This window comes from Caulobacter sp. HMWF025, assembly GCF_003060965.1.
Lineage (GTDB): Bacteria > Pseudomonadota > Alphaproteobacteria > Caulobacterales > Caulobacteraceae > Caulobacter.
Genome location: NZ_QAII01000133.1, coordinates 1 through 15789 on the forward strand (window position 1 = coordinate 1; position 15789 = coordinate 15789).

The 15789-nt window shown below is 68.5% G+C and carries 15 protein-coding genes and 1 pseudogene; 2 read left to right on the forward strand and 14 right to left on the reverse strand.

What is annotated here, in order from left to right; translation table 11 throughout:
- The 6 genes from DBR10_RS14220 to DBR10_RS14245 all read right to left on the reverse strand — a co-directional run.
- Positions 1-922, reverse strand: a 922-nt coding sequence (locus DBR10_RS14220) for a dipeptidase (RefSeq protein ID WP_108556447.1), incomplete at its 3' end; no start/stop codon positions are given.
- Between the two features lie 87 nt (positions 923-1009).
- Complete coding sequence (radC, locus tag DBR10_RS14225) at positions 1010-1723, reverse strand: RadC family protein (protein ID WP_108489588.1); 714 nt, start codon at positions 1721-1723, stop codon at positions 1010-1012.
- 61 nt (positions 1724-1784) lie between these two features.
- Entirely contained in the window at positions 1785-2759 is a 975-nt protein-coding gene (locus tag DBR10_RS14230; RefSeq protein ID WP_108489589.1) for a nucleoside hydrolase, read from the reverse strand.
- A 9-nt stretch (positions 2760-2768) separates the two neighbouring features.
- Complete coding sequence (gene hpxZ / locus DBR10_RS14235) at positions 2769-3185, reverse strand: oxalurate catabolism protein HpxZ (RefSeq protein WP_108504089.1); 417 nt, start codon at positions 3183-3185, stop codon at positions 2769-2771.
- On the reverse strand, positions 3182-4576 hold the full coding sequence (locus DBR10_RS14240; RefSeq protein WP_108504090.1) for an AtzE family amidohydrolase: 1395 nt from the start codon (positions 4574-4576) through the stop codon (positions 3182-3184). The genes hpxZ and DBR10_RS14240 overlap by 4 nt, the downstream gene beginning before the upstream one ends.
- Entirely contained in the window at positions 4573-4794 is a 222-nt protein-coding gene (locus DBR10_RS14245) for a hypothetical protein (protein WP_199223468.1), read from the reverse strand. Before DBR10_RS14245 ends, DBR10_RS14240 begins: the two co-directional genes overlap by 4 nt.
- Positions 4795-5029: 235 nt before the next feature.
- Between DBR10_RS14245 and DBR10_RS14250 the strand changes: the two genes are divergently transcribed.
- The gene (locus DBR10_RS14250; RefSeq protein WP_199223469.1) at positions 5030-5980 is read left to right on the forward strand and encodes an acetamidase/formamidase family protein; all 951 of its coding nucleotides are present in this window, start codon (positions 5030-5032) and stop codon (positions 5978-5980) included.
- A 95-nt stretch (positions 5981-6075) separates the two neighbouring features.
- Positions 6076-6756 carry a YceI family protein gene (locus DBR10_RS14255; RefSeq protein ID WP_108556448.1) on the forward strand — a complete coding sequence of 227 codons (681 nt, stop codon included), beginning with the start codon at positions 6076-6078 and terminating at the stop codon, positions 6754-6756.
- Positions 6757-6777: 21 nt separating this feature from the next.
- Here DBR10_RS14255 and DBR10_RS14260 read toward each other — a convergent pair whose 3' ends face one another.
- The 8 genes and pseudogenes from DBR10_RS14260 to DBR10_RS14295 all read right to left on the reverse strand — a co-directional run.
- Positions 6778-9054, reverse strand: a complete 2277-nt coding sequence (locus DBR10_RS14260; RefSeq protein WP_108504605.1) for a sialidase family protein — start codon at positions 9052-9054, stop codon at positions 6778-6780.
- Between the two features lie 80 nt (positions 9055-9134).
- The gene (locus tag DBR10_RS14265; RefSeq protein WP_108490409.1) at positions 9135-9827 is read right to left on the reverse strand and encodes a TetR family transcriptional regulator; all 693 of its coding nucleotides are present in this window, start codon (positions 9825-9827) and stop codon (positions 9135-9137) included.
- Positions 9824-11011, reverse strand: coding sequence for a urate hydroxylase PuuD (locus DBR10_RS14270; protein ID WP_108504606.1), 1188 nt, complete (start codon positions 11009-11011; stop codon positions 9824-9826). The genes DBR10_RS14265 and DBR10_RS14270 overlap by 4 nt, the downstream gene beginning before the upstream one ends.
- Entirely contained in the window at positions 11011-11535 is a 525-nt protein-coding gene (gene uraD, locus DBR10_RS14275) for a 2-oxo-4-hydroxy-4-carboxy-5-ureidoimidazoline decarboxylase (protein WP_108504607.1), read from the reverse strand. Before uraD ends, DBR10_RS14270 begins: the two co-directional genes overlap by 1 nt.
- Positions 11536-11686: 151 nt before the next feature.
- Positions 11687-12601 (reverse strand): allantoinase PuuE, encoded by a 915-nt coding sequence (gene puuE / locus DBR10_RS14280; RefSeq protein ID WP_108556449.1) that lies wholly within the window; start codon positions 12599-12601, stop codon positions 11687-11689.
- Positions 12602-12664: 63 nt separating this feature from the next.
- Positions 12665-13897, reverse strand: a complete 1233-nt coding sequence (locus DBR10_RS14285) for a pyridoxal-phosphate-dependent aminotransferase family protein (protein WP_199223507.1) — start codon at positions 13895-13897, stop codon at positions 12665-12667.
- 133 nt (positions 13898-14030) lie between these two features.
- A pseudogene (locus DBR10_RS14290) lies at positions 14031-15266 on the reverse strand (allantoate amidohydrolase); the annotation flags it as partial.
- Between the two features lie 241 nt (positions 15267-15507).
- Positions 15508-15789: anti-sigma factor domain-containing protein (locus DBR10_RS14295; RefSeq protein ID WP_199225343.1), on the reverse strand; the 282-nt coding region annotated here is incomplete at its 5' end.

Genomic DNA, 15789 nt, shown 5'->3' on the forward strand with positions numbered 1-15789 from the left:
GGGTGGCCTCGTCGCGGGGCGGCCGGGGCAGGGCGTCCAGGGCGGCCTTGCGCTCGGGGCTGGGGGCCGCCGACGCGACCAGATAGACCGAGTTGATGCAGATCGCGCCGCCGCTCTCGGCGATCTTGCGGATACGGGCGTCATCGAGATTGCGCGGGTGGTCGAAGATCGCTTTGGCCCCCGAGTGCGAGGCGATGACCGGCACCTTGGACAGGGCCACGGACTGGTCGACGACCTCGTCCGAGGCGTGGCTGACATCGATCAGGATGCCCAGCCGGTTGGCCTCGGCCAGCCAGCGCAGGCCGAGCGGCGAATAGCCGTTCCAGATCTTGCCCTTGGGATCGGTCGAGCTGTCGGCGAACTGGTTGTTGCGGAAGTGAACCGGCCCGGCCATGCGCACGCCGGCCTGGTAGAAGGTCTGCATCAGGGTGAGGTCCTCACCCATCGGCCAGCTGTTTTCGATGCTCTGGAAGGCAAAGGCCTTGCCGGCCTTGTTGATCCGGACAGCATCCTCCGGCGTAAAGGCCAGCTCGAAGGCGTCCGGGTGGGCGGCGACCATTTCCCGGATGTCGACCGCCCGCTTGAGGGCAAAGTCGCGGGCGTAGCGGTAGCCTTCAGCCGTCAGGTCGCCCTGGCCGGTATAGATCACGAAGAAGCCGCCATCGAGACCACCGGCCTTCATGCGCGGCAGGTCCACCTGGCTGCCGTCCAGATGGACCTCATGGTCGTCCATCATGCTCCAGCCGGGCCGGGCGAAGTGCTCGGGCGTATCCAGGTGGGTGTCGAGGGTCAGCATCTTCTGGTGGGCGGCCATGTCGGCCTTGGCCACCACCGGCTTCGGCGGGGGCGGAGTCGCGGCCGAGGCGGCAGTGGCGAGCAGGGCGGCGGAGCCGAGAAGGACAGTCAGCAGGCGACGGGACATCGGGGCTCCGGGGGAAAGGACGCAGACTTGAGGCATCAGGCTTGCGGACCTGTGAGAGGGCGTCAAGGCAAAGCGGCTTCCCCGTCGTCACATCAGCCCCAGCGCCTTGAAGCTGGCCACACCCTCGCGCCCCACCACCAGATGGTCATGAACACTGATCTTCAGCGCCCGGCCCGCCTCGACGATCTGCCGGGTCATGTCGATGTCGGGCCGCGACGGAGTCGGGTCGCCGCTGGGGTGATTGTGCAGCAGGATGATGCTGCTGCTGGACAGTTCCAGGGCCCGCCGCATTACCTCGCGCGGATAGACCGGTGCATGGTCGACCGTGCCGCGGTTCATGATCTCGTCGGCGATCAGCTGGTTCTTCTTGTCCAGGAACAGCACCCGGAACTGTTCGCGCGGCTCGTTGGCCAGGGCGACGCGGACATAGGCCAGCAGGGCGCTCCACGAGGAGATCACCGTCCGCTTGGCGATCTTGTCGCGGCCTGCCCGCAGGGCCGCTTCATGCAGCAGCTTGAGGTCGATGGCGGCACTCTCGCCGATCCCGGGGACTGTCTTCAGCTCCTCGACGGAGGCACCGATGACCGCGCCGAACGAACCGAAGCGGTTCAGCAGCGCCTTGGCCAGCGGCTTGACGTCACCCCGGGCAAACGAGCGGAACAGGTAGAGTTCGAGAAGCTCATAGTCGGGCAGGGCCGGCAGACCACCGGCCAGGGCCCGCTGACGCAGCCGCTGGCGGTGTCCCAGTTGGTGCGCCGCCGGGGCGGCGTCGGACACGCCCAGGGATCGTGCGCTGACCATCTCGCCCTCACACCTGAAAGGCGAGTATCTGGCCTGACTACCCTTGAGTTGTCCAGAGGCCTCAGGCAGCGTTGGCGGCCAGCAGGGTCTCGCGATAGAGCTTCAGCAGACGGGCCTCGTCGACGGCGACGCTGACGGCCTGGATCGGCTGGTCGTCCCAGGCCGACGGGCCAAACAGCTCGCCCTCGGCCTTCAGGCAGGTCTGGCCCAGCCCGATGCCTTCGGTCAGCACCCGCACCGAGCCGCGCTGCAGGGTGAACAGGGTCGGGTCGATCACGAAGGCGACTGCCGCCGCATCATGGACGCAGCAGCCGACCACGCCGTCGCGGCTGCCGTAGAAGGCGGCATAGGGCTTTGAGATCGCGTTCAGGAACGCGCCTGCATCGCCGGCCGAGGCTTCCAGGGCCTGCATATAGTCGGGCGACATCACCACCTGGGTGGTCACGTCGAGGCTGATGGCGGTGAGCGGCCAGGGAGCGGTGAACACCTGGTCGGCGGCCTCGGGATCGTTCCAGATATTGGCCTCGGCCACCGGCGTGACATTGCCGGGCTTGCCCGCCAGACCAAACGCCCCGCCCATGATCACCACCGACTTCAGGAGGCTGGCGACCTCCGGATCGGCCTGCAGGGCGAGCGCCAGGTTGGTCAGGGGGCCGACGGCACACAGCACTACCTCGCCCGGAAACTGGCGGGCCAGGTCGATGATGGCCTGATGGGCCGGCTTGGCCTCGGGCTTTGCCGGCACCAGGCCGGTCAGCTCCACATCGCCGAGGCCATTCTCGCCGTGGACGAAGGTCGGCGACGGATTGCGCGGGCGCACCAGCGGCTTGTCGGTGCCCTTGTAGATCGGGGCCGTCAGACCGAAGCGCTGCTTCATGTACAGCGCATTGCGGGTGGTGGTCTCGATATCCGAATTGCCGAAAATGGTCGTGACCGCGACCAGATCGAGGTCCGGGCTGGCCTCGATGAACAGCAGGGCCATGGCGTCGTCGATGCCGGGATCGGTGTCGAAAATGATCTTGGTCGGTTGGGTCATGACGTGGCTCTAGCGGATTTGGGCCGGCGGGGCGAGACGGTGGTCCGTTCCGGCCTGCAGGAGGGAGACATGGGCGGACGCGACCTTCCAGCCCTCGGGCGTCCGGATCCAGGTCTGGCTCTGGCGGCCCGTCGTGTCTGACCCATCACGCCGGAACTCGACATGGGCGACGGCAAGGTCGTTTCCGAAGGTAGTGATCTCGGTCCGCAGGCGGGTCCGGGGCGGCGATCCGCCGGTCCGTCCGACCCGGAAGGCGGCGATCTCGGCAAAACCGTACAGGTTCTCGGTCACGCCCAGCCGCACGGTATGGGGCGCGTCCCAGAAGGCCCCGTCCAGCGCTGCGAGGTCGTTGGTCATCAGGGCGGCTTCATAGGCGTCCACGGCGGCCGTGACTTCCGCCAGAACGTCGGGGGTGTTGAGGATCATGGCCACTCCGGAGGGGCATGGGCGGCGGCGACGCCCAGACGTTGCAGTTTCAGGCCGGTGGCCAGGGCCAGATCCTCGCGCCAGGCCGGGGCGATTATCTGGACGCCAATCGGCAGCTGGCCAGGACGGTTCACGGGGGCTGTCAGGACCGGCAGGCCGATATAGCTGATCGGCTGGGTGAAGGCGCCGAGGTTCTTGCGGACCGACACCGGCTGGCCGCCCATCTCCATGGTCGTCTGCCCGATGCCCGGGGCCGGACAGACGGAGGCCGGGGCCAGCAGGATGTCGAACTGCTCGAAGGCCCGGCGCACCTCGTCGCGGAAGACGGTCCGGTAGCGCTGGGCGGCCCGGGCCACACCGTGCGGCAGCAGGGCCCCGGCCAGCAACCGGTCGCGCACTGCCGGGTCATAGTCCATCGCCGAGGTCTTGAGATCGGCCAGATGCAGCTCGGCCGCCTCGACCGGGGTCAGGCAGAAGGCGGCGGCCCGCGCCGCCTGGGCCCGCGGCAGGATGACCCGGTCGCGGGCCCCCAGGGCTTCGGCGACGCTGTCGAGGGCCGAAAGGACCTCCGGAAAAGCCCCCTGGGCGAACCAGCCGCCCAGCACGCCGACCCGCAGGGGGCGATCCGCCAGATCGGCCAGGGCTTCGGCCACCGGCTCTGCTGCTCGCCGGCAGGCAGGATCGCCGTCCGGGTCGGCCCCCTGCATCAGGTCATAGGCCAGGGCCAGGTCCTCGACCGTCCGGGCGAAGGCCCCGGCGTGATCGAGGCTCTCGACAAAGGGGAAGACGCCCTGGCGCGACAGCCGGCCCCAGGTGGGCTTCAGCCCGAAGATCCCGCACAGGCTGGCCGGGATGCGGATCGAGCCATTCGTATCCGAGCCCAGGCTCAGCGGCACCATCCCGCCGGCCACAGCCGCCGCCGATCCACCGGACGAGCCGCCGGCGATCCGGGTCTTGTCATGCGGATTGCGGGTCGGGCCGTCATGGGCGTTTTCGGTGACGAAGCCATAGGCGAACTCGTCCATGTTCAGCGCGCCGACCAGGATCGCATCGGCCGCTTCAAGGCGCTGGATCAGGGTCGCATCGTCCGACGGGGGAGGGGCCGCGCAGCGGATCTTTGATCCGGCCAGGGTGGGCAGGCCGGCGATGTCGAACAGGTTCTTGACGGCAAAGGGCACGCCGGCCAGCGCCCCGACCCCTTCGCCCCGAGCGATGCGGGCATCGAGGGCGTCGGCCCGGGCCAGGGCCCGCTCGGCCAGCACGGCCGTGAAGGCGTTCAGCACCGGATTGCCGCGCTCGACCCGGACCAGGGCCGCTTCGACACTGGCCCGGGCAGTGGTCCGGCCGGAGCGGACGGCGGCAGCCGTTTCAAGGGCGTTTGCCGGGCTCATGGCTCGAACGCCGCTGCGGGCGGCTCGGCCGCCTGATCGCCGAGGGCCGCGATGAACAGGGCCGTCTGGGTGCGCAGCAGGGCCAGATTCTCGTGAACGGCCGGCAGGGTCGCCTCGGGCAGGGTCAGGCCCACGGCGGCGGCGCGGTCCTGGGCCCAGGCCGCGATGTCGCCGTCGGTGAGGTCGAGAAAGGCCTTGGTTTCGGCGTCGATCGCCATGCCGGCGGGCTCCACAAGTAAGAAATTTCTTCATATACCGGCGTTGCCGGGCAAGGCTAGTGCGCCCACGCCGGCCTGACCTGTCCAGCCCGGTCGCTCGCCAGGTGGACAAACCGCGCCACAAACGCCCAGACCGGAGGCAGGGACGGTCTTTCGCAACCGCCGCCGCCCCGGACGCCTTGGGCCATGGCCGCAAACGGCGTCGAGTGAAGTCTTGTAATAGAAGGCTTACTTCATGGCGCACCACCATCTGGCCTCGACCCCCGAGACCATTCGTTTCGGGATGTTCGATGCGGCCTTCGCCCCGGTGCTGACGGTGGCATCGGGCGACAGCGTGACCTTCGACTGCGTCTCGGGCGGCGTCGAGGTGATGCCGGAGGCCACCAGCGGTCTGGTGATCCCGCCGGCCCTGCAGGCGATCCATGACAGCCGGCCCGAACGGATCGGGCCGCATATCCTGACCGGTCCCGTCGCGATCCGTGGCGCGGAACCCGGCGACACGCTGGAGGTCCGCATCGAAGCCGTCGAGCCCAATGCTGACTGGGGCTATTGCGCCGTGCGGCCCCTGGCCGGGACCCTGCCCGAGGACTTCCCGGACCGCTATGTCAGCCATATCGCGGTGGACCGCCTGGCCGGGACCTGCAAGCCCGCCTGGGGGCCGACCCTGCCGCTGAAGCCGTTCTTCGGCACCATGGGCGTGGCCCCGCCGCCGCGTTATGGCCGCCTGTCCAGCCGCGAGCCGCGCGAGCACGGCGGCAATATGGACAACAAGGAGCTGGGGGCCGGCGCGACCCTCTATCTGCCGGTCTGGGTGCCGGGTGCCAATTTCTCGGTCGGCGACGGCCACGGCCGCCAGGGCGACGGCGAGGTCTGCGTCAATGCGCTGGAGATGGGCCTGACCGGGACGTTCCGCTTCATTCTGCACAAGGCCGCCGACCTTGGGCCCGCGACCTGGCCGAGGGCCGAGACCCCGACCCACTTCATCATCATGGGCTTTCACGAGGACCTGGATCTGGCAATGAAGCAGGCCCTGCGGAACATGATCGATTTCATCACGGCCCGGTCCAGCCTGACCCGCGTCCAAGCCTACCAGTTCTGCTCGCTAGCCGTGGATTTCCGGGTCACCCAGACCGTCAACGGCGAGAAGGGCGTGCACGCGCTGCTGGAGAATGGGGTGCTTTTCTAGGCCGGCCCGGCAGGATCGCCATTGACCCGCGCGGCCGGGTGGCTTCGACTGCCGCTCAGCATGCGCGTGGGGAACGCGACGAACGGGGACCTGCCATGAAGACGCTACTCGCCGCGACGGCCCTGCTGGCCTTGGTCGCCTGTTCGCCCAAGCCCGTGGAGCCGGCCTCGGCCCCCCCGCCCGCCGCGGCCAAGCCGGCCATCCCCGACGTTCCCGCCGGGGCCTACACGCTCGACAAGAGCCATGCGTCCCTGGTCTTCACGCTGAACCACTTGGGCTTCTCGCACTATACCGCTGCCTTCTCGGCCTTTGACGCCCGCCTGACCTTTGACCCGGCCCGACCTGAGGCCTCGACCCTGGAAGCGACGATCGATCCGCGCTCCCTGACGCTGCCCAGCCCCCCGGCCGGCTTCAAGGACGAGCTGACCGGGCCGCAATGGCTGGATGCCGGCCAGTTCCCGGCCATCACCTTCAAGTCGACCAAGGTCGAGGTCACCGGCGCGAACACGGCCATGGTCACCGGCGATTTCAGCCTGCACGGCGTCACCCGGCCGGTCGTTCTGGATGTGACCTTCAACGGCGGCTATGCCGGTCATCCGATGGACCCGCACGCCCGGATCGGCTTCTCGGCCAAGGGCAGCTTCAACCGCTCGGACTTCGGCATCGCCTATGGCGTTCCGGCCCCCGGCACCACCATGGGGGTCAGCGACGCGGTGACTGTCGCCATCGAGACCGAGTTCAGCGGTCCGCCCCTGGCTACCAAGCCGGCGGCCTAGAGCGGCTCCAGCCGAGGGTCCCTAAAGGGCAGGATCGCCGACCAGGATGCCGCGCCCGTCGGTGCCGACATAGACCCGGCCATAGTGCTGCAGATCGGCCGCGAGGCAGCGGAACCGGCGTCCATATTCATGGCGGGCGTCGTTGATCCGGATCCACGACCGGCCGTCATCGTCCGATCGCCAGAGGGCCCGCAGGTCGCCGCGCCGGCCGATGGCATAGAGCACGGGTGCCGTGCGGCCCGGCGGCGGCGCGCCGAGGGACAGGGCCTCGACCGTGACGTCACTGGCGACGCGCTCAAAGCGGCCGCCGCCGTCAAGCGAGCGGTAGAGGCCCTTTTGCGAGATGAACCACAGACGGCCCTTGTGACCCGGAGCGGCGATCAGCGGCCAGGCCACCTCGCGCCAGGAGGGGCGATCGGCAGAGATGTCGGGCAGGCCTGAGGTCGGTTGGCGGTCAAAACCCGCACCGCCGTCGCGGCTGACGAACAGCTCGCCGGTGGCAAAGTCCAGGGCATAGAAGGCCTCCGGAGCGACGCGGTCGGCCACGGGCCGGGCCCAGACGGGCAGGCCCCGGGCGCGCGCCCAGCTCCCGCCCCGGTTCCGGGTGATCTGGGGCACGGCGGTCATGACCATGAAGGTGGCCCCGTCGGCGCTGACGGTGATGGCCGCATCCTGATGCAGATCCTTGCGGCTCCGCCCGGTTTTGCCCGGCGGGTCGGGGGCATCGGCAAGGCTCGGCGCAGTGAGGGGCTGCCAGGAGCGCCCGTGATCCTGCGACCAGGCCAGGGTCGGACCGCCATGGCGCTGATGGGGCGTACCGCTGCGGACGACAACGGCCGGAGCCTTGCCGGCAAAGTCGATGGTGTTGGTGTTGCCAAACACCGGGTTGGTGAACTGCACCCTTGGCGAGGCGGTCAGGTCGTCGTGCACAAAGCCGGAGATGTCGCCGAAGCCACTCAGCAGGGCCGGGCCCTCCGGCAGACTGGTCAGGGTGATGATCGCCGTCTGCTCGATCCCCTCGACCCACGGAAACCAGGTCGTTGTCTCGCCGCGCGAGACCTTCGAGAACTCGCGGGTGGCATAGATCGTCGCGCCGGTGGTGTAGCAGGCGAACTCACTGTCGAACGGATCGATGGCCAGGCCCGCCATCCACCAGCCGAAGTCGGCCTCCGCCTCGCCCCAGTAGAGGAAGGGTGTCGTCTCGACGTCGCGGTGCGACACCGGCCAGGCGTCCGCCCAGCTCTTCCCGCCGTCGGTCGACCGCCAGAGGGTGTCGTGCGGGTTCCAGCGGTTCAGGCTGGTCACGGCCACGGTGCCGGGCACCTGCGGGTCGAGCGCGATGCCCATGAAGCCACCGCCCTTGTTGGCGGTCGGCCTGACCGGCGTGATGTCGGTCCAGGTCCCGCTCGCCGTATCCAGACGCCAGACCGCGCCGTCGGTGATCCCGTTGGGGCCGATCCCATTGCTGTAGGTGACGAAGAGACTGCCGGTCGTGTCGAGTTCGGCCTTGCAGGGCAGCAGGGCGTGCGGCGCGGGGACCGGTTTCCAGGTCGCGCCGGCATCATCGCTGCGCCACAGGCGGTCACTGACCGGATCGGCGATCCCGGCAAACAGGGTCCGCGAGCCCTGGCCCGGCCGGCCACTGCGCGGGTCGAAGACCACGAACGACACCCCGCCATGGGTCGGCTGCGGCCAGGCGTTCAGACCAAGCCCGGCATGGGGAAATCCCTCTACTTTTTGCCAGGACCGACCGTGGTCCTCGCTGCGCTGCAGGCCGTCATGGCGGGAGCCGAACAACAGGATCCGCGTGTCGTTGGGGTCGATCGCCAGACGTTCGCCCAGGCCGCGGCCGTCCTCGTTGCCGCCCATCCGGAACTGCACCTCGGCGATGGTCCAGTCGATGCCGCGATTGGCCGACCGCAGGATGGCGGCCGGATCGCGACGGCCCATGCCGACCGCCAGATAGACGACGTCCGGATCAAGTGGATCGGGAGCCACGCTTTCGACGCCCTGCCAGCTGCCTTGCGCCTGATTGTCGAGAAGCGGGATCCAGCGGCTGGCGGCGGCTTCCCAGCGGTAGGCTCCGCCCATGTCCGAGCGCAGATAGGCCAGGCCTTTCTCGGCGCGGCTGAAGACGACTCCGGGGATGAAGCCGCCGCCGCCGACCCTGACGTTTCGCCAACGGTAGCTGGCCTCAAAGGCTTGTGCGCTGCCCCCCTGAAGGCCCGACATCGCAACGCCGGCAAGCCCGGCCAGGGTTGTGCGGCGGGACGGACTGAGCAGGCGGCTTGTGGACATGAGACTCTCGCAGTGAGCGCGTGGTAGCGCTCCCATAGCCTTGCATGGTGCAGCCCTGCTTCGCCAGCGCCTTTATCCCGTCACCGGGGGCCGGGTGCGCCAGCCGTCAGATAGCCCTTCAGCAGGGCCAGGGCATGGCCGAGCCGGGCCTTGCGCCACTCGGCGGTGGCCATGTCGGTGTCCAGCGTGACCGACAGCGAATAGCCGTTGGCCAGGTGGAAGCGGCTCAGCGCCGCGATCGTCACATAGAGCTGCACCGGGTCGAGGTCCGGCCCGAACAGGCCCTGGCGCTGGCCGCTTTCGATCAGGCGCTCGATGGTCCGGCGCAGGGGGAAGGCCGTCTCCGTGACCATCCGCGACTGGGCCACGAACTTGCCCTGCATCAGGTTTTCATTGCGGAGCAGGCCTTCGAAGCGCGGGTTCTTTTCAAAGTACTCGAAGGTGAAGCGCTGCAGGTCCAGCAGGCCGTCCAGCGGCCGGTCGAAGTCGATCTTCAGCTCGGCCTCACGAGCCCGCAGATCGACATAGGCTGACTCCAGAACGGCCAGGTAGAGGCCCTTCTTGTCGCCGAAATAGTGGTAGAGCATCCGGATATTGCACTTGGCGGCCTTGACGATCCGCTCGATCCGGGCCCCGGCGAACCCGGCCTGGGAGAACTCCTTGAGCGCGGCCGAAAGGATGGCCTTGCGAGTGCGTTCGGCGTCACGCTTGCGCGGCGCGGGGGCCTGCTCGGGCAGGGTTTCCACGGCGTCGAGGACGGCGGCGTCGGTCACGGGATCTTGGCTCCCTGCTTAATCCAGGCACCCAGCTGGGCGCGTTCGGCGTCGGTCATTCCGGTCTCATTGCCCAGCGGCATGCTGCTGGTCTCCACGGCGCGCTCCTGGATCTTGCCGGCATACTTCTGGAGATGCTCGGGCGTATCGAAGGTCGCGCCGTTGGGCGGAGCCCTGAAACCCTTATGGGTGGGGGTTGGGCTGTGGCACGTCACGCAGTGCTTGTCGACAATGGCCTGGGCCGTATTGAACGGAACGGCCGACATGGCCGCGTCTTCGGGCGCGGGCTTGCCACTGGCGATCGCCGTGGCGGCAAAGAACAGCAGGGCTCCGTAGAACAGGAAGTCGTGCCGGATCACCCCGTGGTGCTTGAGGATGAAGAAGTAGCGGATCGACACGCCCGCTGCGCTGATCACGGCCAGCAGCAGCCAGGCCAGCGGATGGCCGGTGACCATCGGGGCGTGGTTGCTGATCATGATGAAGATGACCGGCAGGGTCATGTGGGTGTTGTGGACCGAGCGCTGCTTGCCCATGGCCCCCAGCCGTGGATCGACCGGCCGGCCGGCCAGCATGTCGGCGACGATCTTGCGCTGGTTGGGGATAATGATCAGGAAGACGTTGCCGACCATGCAGGTGCCGATGATCGCCCCGACATGGATGAAGGCTCCCCGGTCGCTGAACAGCCGGGTCAAGGCCCAGGCGGCCGCCGTCAGGGTCAGGAACCAGACCAGTCCGAACAGCCGGGGACGCTGGCCCAGCGGCGAGCGGCACAGGGCCTCATAGACCAGAAGGCCGCCGAAGATGAAGGCCAGGCCTGTTCCGATGGCCCCCCACTGGGTGAAGGCATGCCGGGCCGTGTCGATCAGATAGACCGGCGCGCCCACATAGTAGAGCACGATCAGCAGGGCAAAACCCGACAGCCAGGTGGTGTAGGCCTCCCATTTGAACCAGTGCAGGTGGTCGGGCATGTGCGGCGGGGCCGTCATGTACTTCTGCGAATGGTAGAAGCCCCCGCCGTGGACGGCCCACAGCTCACCCTTCACGCCTTCTTTTTCCGGGACGGGCGGCCGCAGGTTGTTGTCTAGCCAGACGAAATAGAACGACGCGCCGATCCAGGCGACGCCGGCGATGACGTGCAGCCAGCGAAGCGCCAGGCCGGCCCAGGCGGCGAAATCATAGTCCATCAGGCGCGCACCGCGTCTTGCAGTCGAAGTCTGGAGATATGGCCGATCTGGGTGATCGCCTCGGCGATCTCGCGGGCCTCATCGTTGTTGAGGCGAGCCTGCATGGCCGCCAGGATCGAGGCCTTGTCGTTCAGCCGCACGGCGATGATGAACGGGAAGCCGAAGCGGGCGGCATAGGCGCTGTTGAGCTGGTGGAAGCGCTCGAATTCCTCCGGCGTCAGCCTGTCGAGCCCGGCGCTGGCTTGCTCGGCGTTGCTCTCTGCGGTCAGGGCTTTGGCGATGGCGGCCTTGCCGGCCAGTTCGGGGTGGGCGCGGATCAGGGCCAGCTTGTCGGCCGTGGAGGAGGCTCCCAGCACCGCCATCATCCCGTCGTGCATCGCGGCGAGGCTGGTGAACGGCCGCTCGTCCCAGGCGCGCTCGACCACCCAGGGCGACAGCTCGAACGCAAAGCCCAGGGCGGTGGTAAAGCCTGTCCGGTTCATGCTGTTGAGACGCGCCAGCGTCAGGGGCGGGGCACCGCTCATGGGGTCCCCCGTTCCAATCCCGTCATCCCGCGCTTCATGCGCGGGACCCATATGTCCGTCGCAGCTGAGGGGATGATCACGCTCTCACGAGGAAGCTGAACCATGGGTCCCGCGCACAAGGCGCGGGATGACGGGGAAATGGAGGAAGCACTCATGCCGTCTCCCCATACGGATGGGTCTTGATCCAGTGCCGCGCGATGTCGATGCGCCGGGCCACCCAGACCCGGTCATGGGCCATCACGTGCTCAAGGAAGCGCCTCAGCCCAAGGATCCGGCCGGGCTTGCCGACCACCCGGCAGTGGAGTCCGATGCTCATCATTTTCGGCGCGGTTTCGCCCTCGGCATAGAGGGCGTCGAAGGCGTCGCGCAGATAGGTGAAGAAGTGCTCGCCGGTGTTGAAGCCCTGGGCCGCCGTGAAGCGCATGTCATTGGCTTCCAGCGTGTAGGGCACGATCAGCTGCGGGCGGCCGTGCTGGTCATCGTAGTAGGGCAGATCGTCGGCATAGCTGTCGGCGTCGTAGAGAAAGCCGCCTTCCTGGGCGATCAGCCGCGCGGTGTTGGGGCTGGTGCGGCCCTGGTACCATCCCAGCGGCCGGGTGCCGGTCAGGCGGGCCTGGATCTCGATGGCTTTCTGGATGTGCTCCAGCTCCTCGTCCGGCGAAAAGTGCTGGTAGTCGATCCAGCGATAGCCGTGGCTTGCGATCTCCCAGCCGGACTCCATCATCGCCTCGACGGCGTCGGGATGGCGCTCCATGGCCTGGGCGACGCCGAACACGGTCAGGGGCAGGCCCAGGTCATCGAACAGCCGCCGGATGCGCCAGAATCCGGCCCGCGAGCCGTATTCGTAGAGGCTCTCCATCGACATGTTGCGCATGCCCGGAATGGGCTGGGCCCCGACCATCTCCGACAGGAAGAACTCGGAGGCGGGGTCGCCATGCAGGATCGACCGCTCGGCGCCCTCTTCGTAATTGAGGACGAACTGCACGGCGATGCGGGCGTTGTTGGGCCATGCGGCGTGGGGCGGGTTGGCACCGTAGCCGATGAGATCGCGTGGGTAGTGCGTCATCTCATCTGCCCCCTATGGGGGCGGTCGTCCCCCTTAGGGGGAAGACAAAGCTTGCCGCGCCCATCACGAAAACACCCCCGCCGCCGCATCCACGCCAGCCCCCGGCGTGGCTGTGAAGCCTTCCCACCGCAGCACCGCCTCCAGCGCGGCCAGGGTGGTCAGCACCGCGTGCTTGCGCGCATTGACCCCCATTGCCCCGATCCGCCAGATCTTGCCGGTCAGGGGCCCGAAGGCGGTGCCGATCTCGATCTCGAACTCGGTGCGCATGCGGGCCCGGACTCGGTCGCCGTCGACGCCGTCCGGGATCCAGATGCCGGTGACGTTGGTCATCTTGTGGGCCGGGTCGCCATAGACCTGCAGGCCCATGGCCTCGACCCCGGCGACCACAGCGGCACCGGCGGCGGCATGGCGGGCGAAGCGGGCCTCCAGGCCTTCCTCCAGAGCGACGCGGGCGCATTCGCGGGCGGCGTACAGCATGCTGGCCGCCTCGGTGTGGTGGTTCAGGCGCTTGTCGGACCAGTAGTCCATGATCATCGCCAGGTCGAAATAGTTGGAGGCGATGCGTCGGCCGTTGCCGCTGACCGCCCCTGCGGTGGCGATGCCGCGCTCGACATGCTTGCGGCCGGCGATGTGTTCGGCGGCGCGGTCGCTGATCGTGATCGGGGCCGAGCCGGAGGGACCGCCAAGGCACTTTTGCAGACCGGCAGTGACGATGTCGGCCTGCCACTGGTCGACCGGGCAGGGCATGCCGGCCAGGGTGGCGGTGGCGTCGACATAAAGCAGGGCGTCATGACGGCGGCAGATCTCACCAATGGCCTCGATCGGCTGGGCCATGGTGGTGGAGGTGTCGCCGTGCACGCAGGCCACCAGGCGCGGCTTGACCCGGGCCACGGCGTCCTCGACGGCCTGCGGGTCAATGACCTTGCCCCACTCGCCCTCGACCAGGGTGACGCGCGCGTCGCAGCGCTCGGCGATCTCCGACAGCAGCAGCCCGAAGCGGCCGGCATTGACCACCACCACGTCGTCGCCCGGGGCCAGCACCGAGACCAGCGCCGCCTCGATCCCGGCCCGCGAGGTGCCGTCGATCAGGAAGGTCCAGCGGTTCTGCGTCTGGAAGACCTGGCGATACAGGGCCATGGTCTCGTTCATGTAACCGGTGAATTCCGGGTCGAACTGGCCCAGCAGCTGCACCGACATGGCGCGCAGCACGCGGGGATGCACGTTGATCGGGCCGGGGCCCATCAGCAGGCGGGGCGGGTGGTCGAGTTCGCCGAAGGTGGTCATGTCACGATCCATAAGTTTGTCATCCCGGACGACCCGAAGGGGCGCTCCGGGACCCAGGGGCGGCGCGCGTGGCCCCTGGGTCCCGGCGCTCCGCGCTGTCGCGCTCCGACCGGGATGACAAGGAAGTTTGCCGGGAAAACTGATCGGCCAGCTTGTCCACGAACCCCAGCATGGCTCGGACGGCCAGGGCGCAGTCGGCCTCGGTGACCGACTCGGCCGGGTTGTGGCTGATGCCGCCTTCGCAGCGGATGAACAGCATGGCGGTCGGGCAAAGGTCGGCCATCACCATGGCGTCGTGGCCGGCACCTGAGGGCAGGCGGCGCGCGGGAAGGCCGAGGTCGCCGACCGCCGCTTCCAGCAGAGTGGTCAGGCCTGGGTCGCAGGGGCTTTCAGAGAGCGCCTGCATCAGCGTGACCGACGCCGCCAGGCCGCGTCGCGCGGCGATGGCGTGAATCTCGGCGGTAACCGCCTCGACCGCCGCATCGCGGGTGGCCGAGTTTTCGGCGCGGATATCCATTGAGAATTCGACCGCGCCGGGAATGACGTTGAAGGCCCCGGGCAGGGCGGTCATGCGACCGACCGTGCCGACCAGATTGTCGGTTCCGGCCTGGCAGATGCGCTCCAGGGCCAGCATGCACTCGGCGGCGGCGGGACCAGGGTCCTTGCGGAGGTTCATCGGGGTCGTGCCGGCATGACCGGCCGTACCGGTGATCTTCACGATCAGCCGCTTCTGGGCGGCGATGGCGGTGACGACGCCGAGGGCCAGATCCTCGGCCTCCAGCACCGGGCCCTGTTCGATGTGGGCTTCGAGGAAGGCGATGACCTCCGACCGCTTGCGCGCCGCCTCGGTGATCCGGGCCGGATCGAGCCCGAAGGCCGTGAACGCCTCGGCCAGAGTCACGCCGTCGGCGTCGCGCAGGGCGAGGACGGCTTCCGGATCAAGCGTTCCGGCGAGAGCCCGGCTGCAGCTCATCGAGGCCGGGAAGCGTGAGCCCTCCTCGTCGCCGAAGGCCACAACCTCGACGGCGAACGGCAGGCGGCGGCCGGCCCTGTGCAGGGCCTCGACCAGATCGATGCCCAGCAGGATGCCGAGCGGTCCGTCATAACGGCCGCCGTTGCGGACGCTGTCGATATGCGAGCCGATCAGCAGGGCCGGGGCATCGGAGGTTGCGGCTTCATAGCGACCGATCAGGTTAGCGGCGGCGTCGCGGCGGACGCTCATGCCCGCCTCAGCCATCCAGACGGCCAGCTGGTCGAGGGCCCGGGCATGGGCCGGGGTCAGGAAGCGGCGGGTCAGCTGACCCTCAACCTCGCTGAAGGGGCCCGTCCCCAGCAGGTCGCAGCGGCGTTTCGCCTGCGTGCCGATCTCGAACTCGCTCACCCCGTCCTGGCTCCGACCTGCAGCTGGGCTAGAGCTTGCCGGGTCCGGAGGGCATCCTCCAGAGTCGCGGGCAGGCTCTAAATCATAGGCTCTAGCCGTGGCTGCCTTGGTAACGCAGGTTCGACGGTCCTGCGCGCTCCAGGGCAGGGGCAGACCCTGATCTGCCGCATATGCCTCGACAGGCACCAGCCATGACTGCCGGTGCCTGCGAATAAGTCATAAACTACTTACTTAGCGAGGGCTATGCCTTGGCGAACTTGCCGGCGGCGCGGACCGAGCCGGTCGCCACGCCCGTGGGGGCCCCGCCCGGCGGTTCGTCAGTGACGGCCAGAAGCGCCGTGTAGGCCCCCGCGCCCTTCAGATCCTTGGGCAGGGGGATGGCCCGGGGCGCGTCGGTCGGCAGCATGCCCAGCGAGATCGCCTTCTGGCCCTCCGGAATGATCCAGAGTTCGGGCTCGCGACCGGCGGGCATCTTCATGGCGACCGGCGTCAGGATCAGGACGCCGTTGGCATGGTCCAGGGT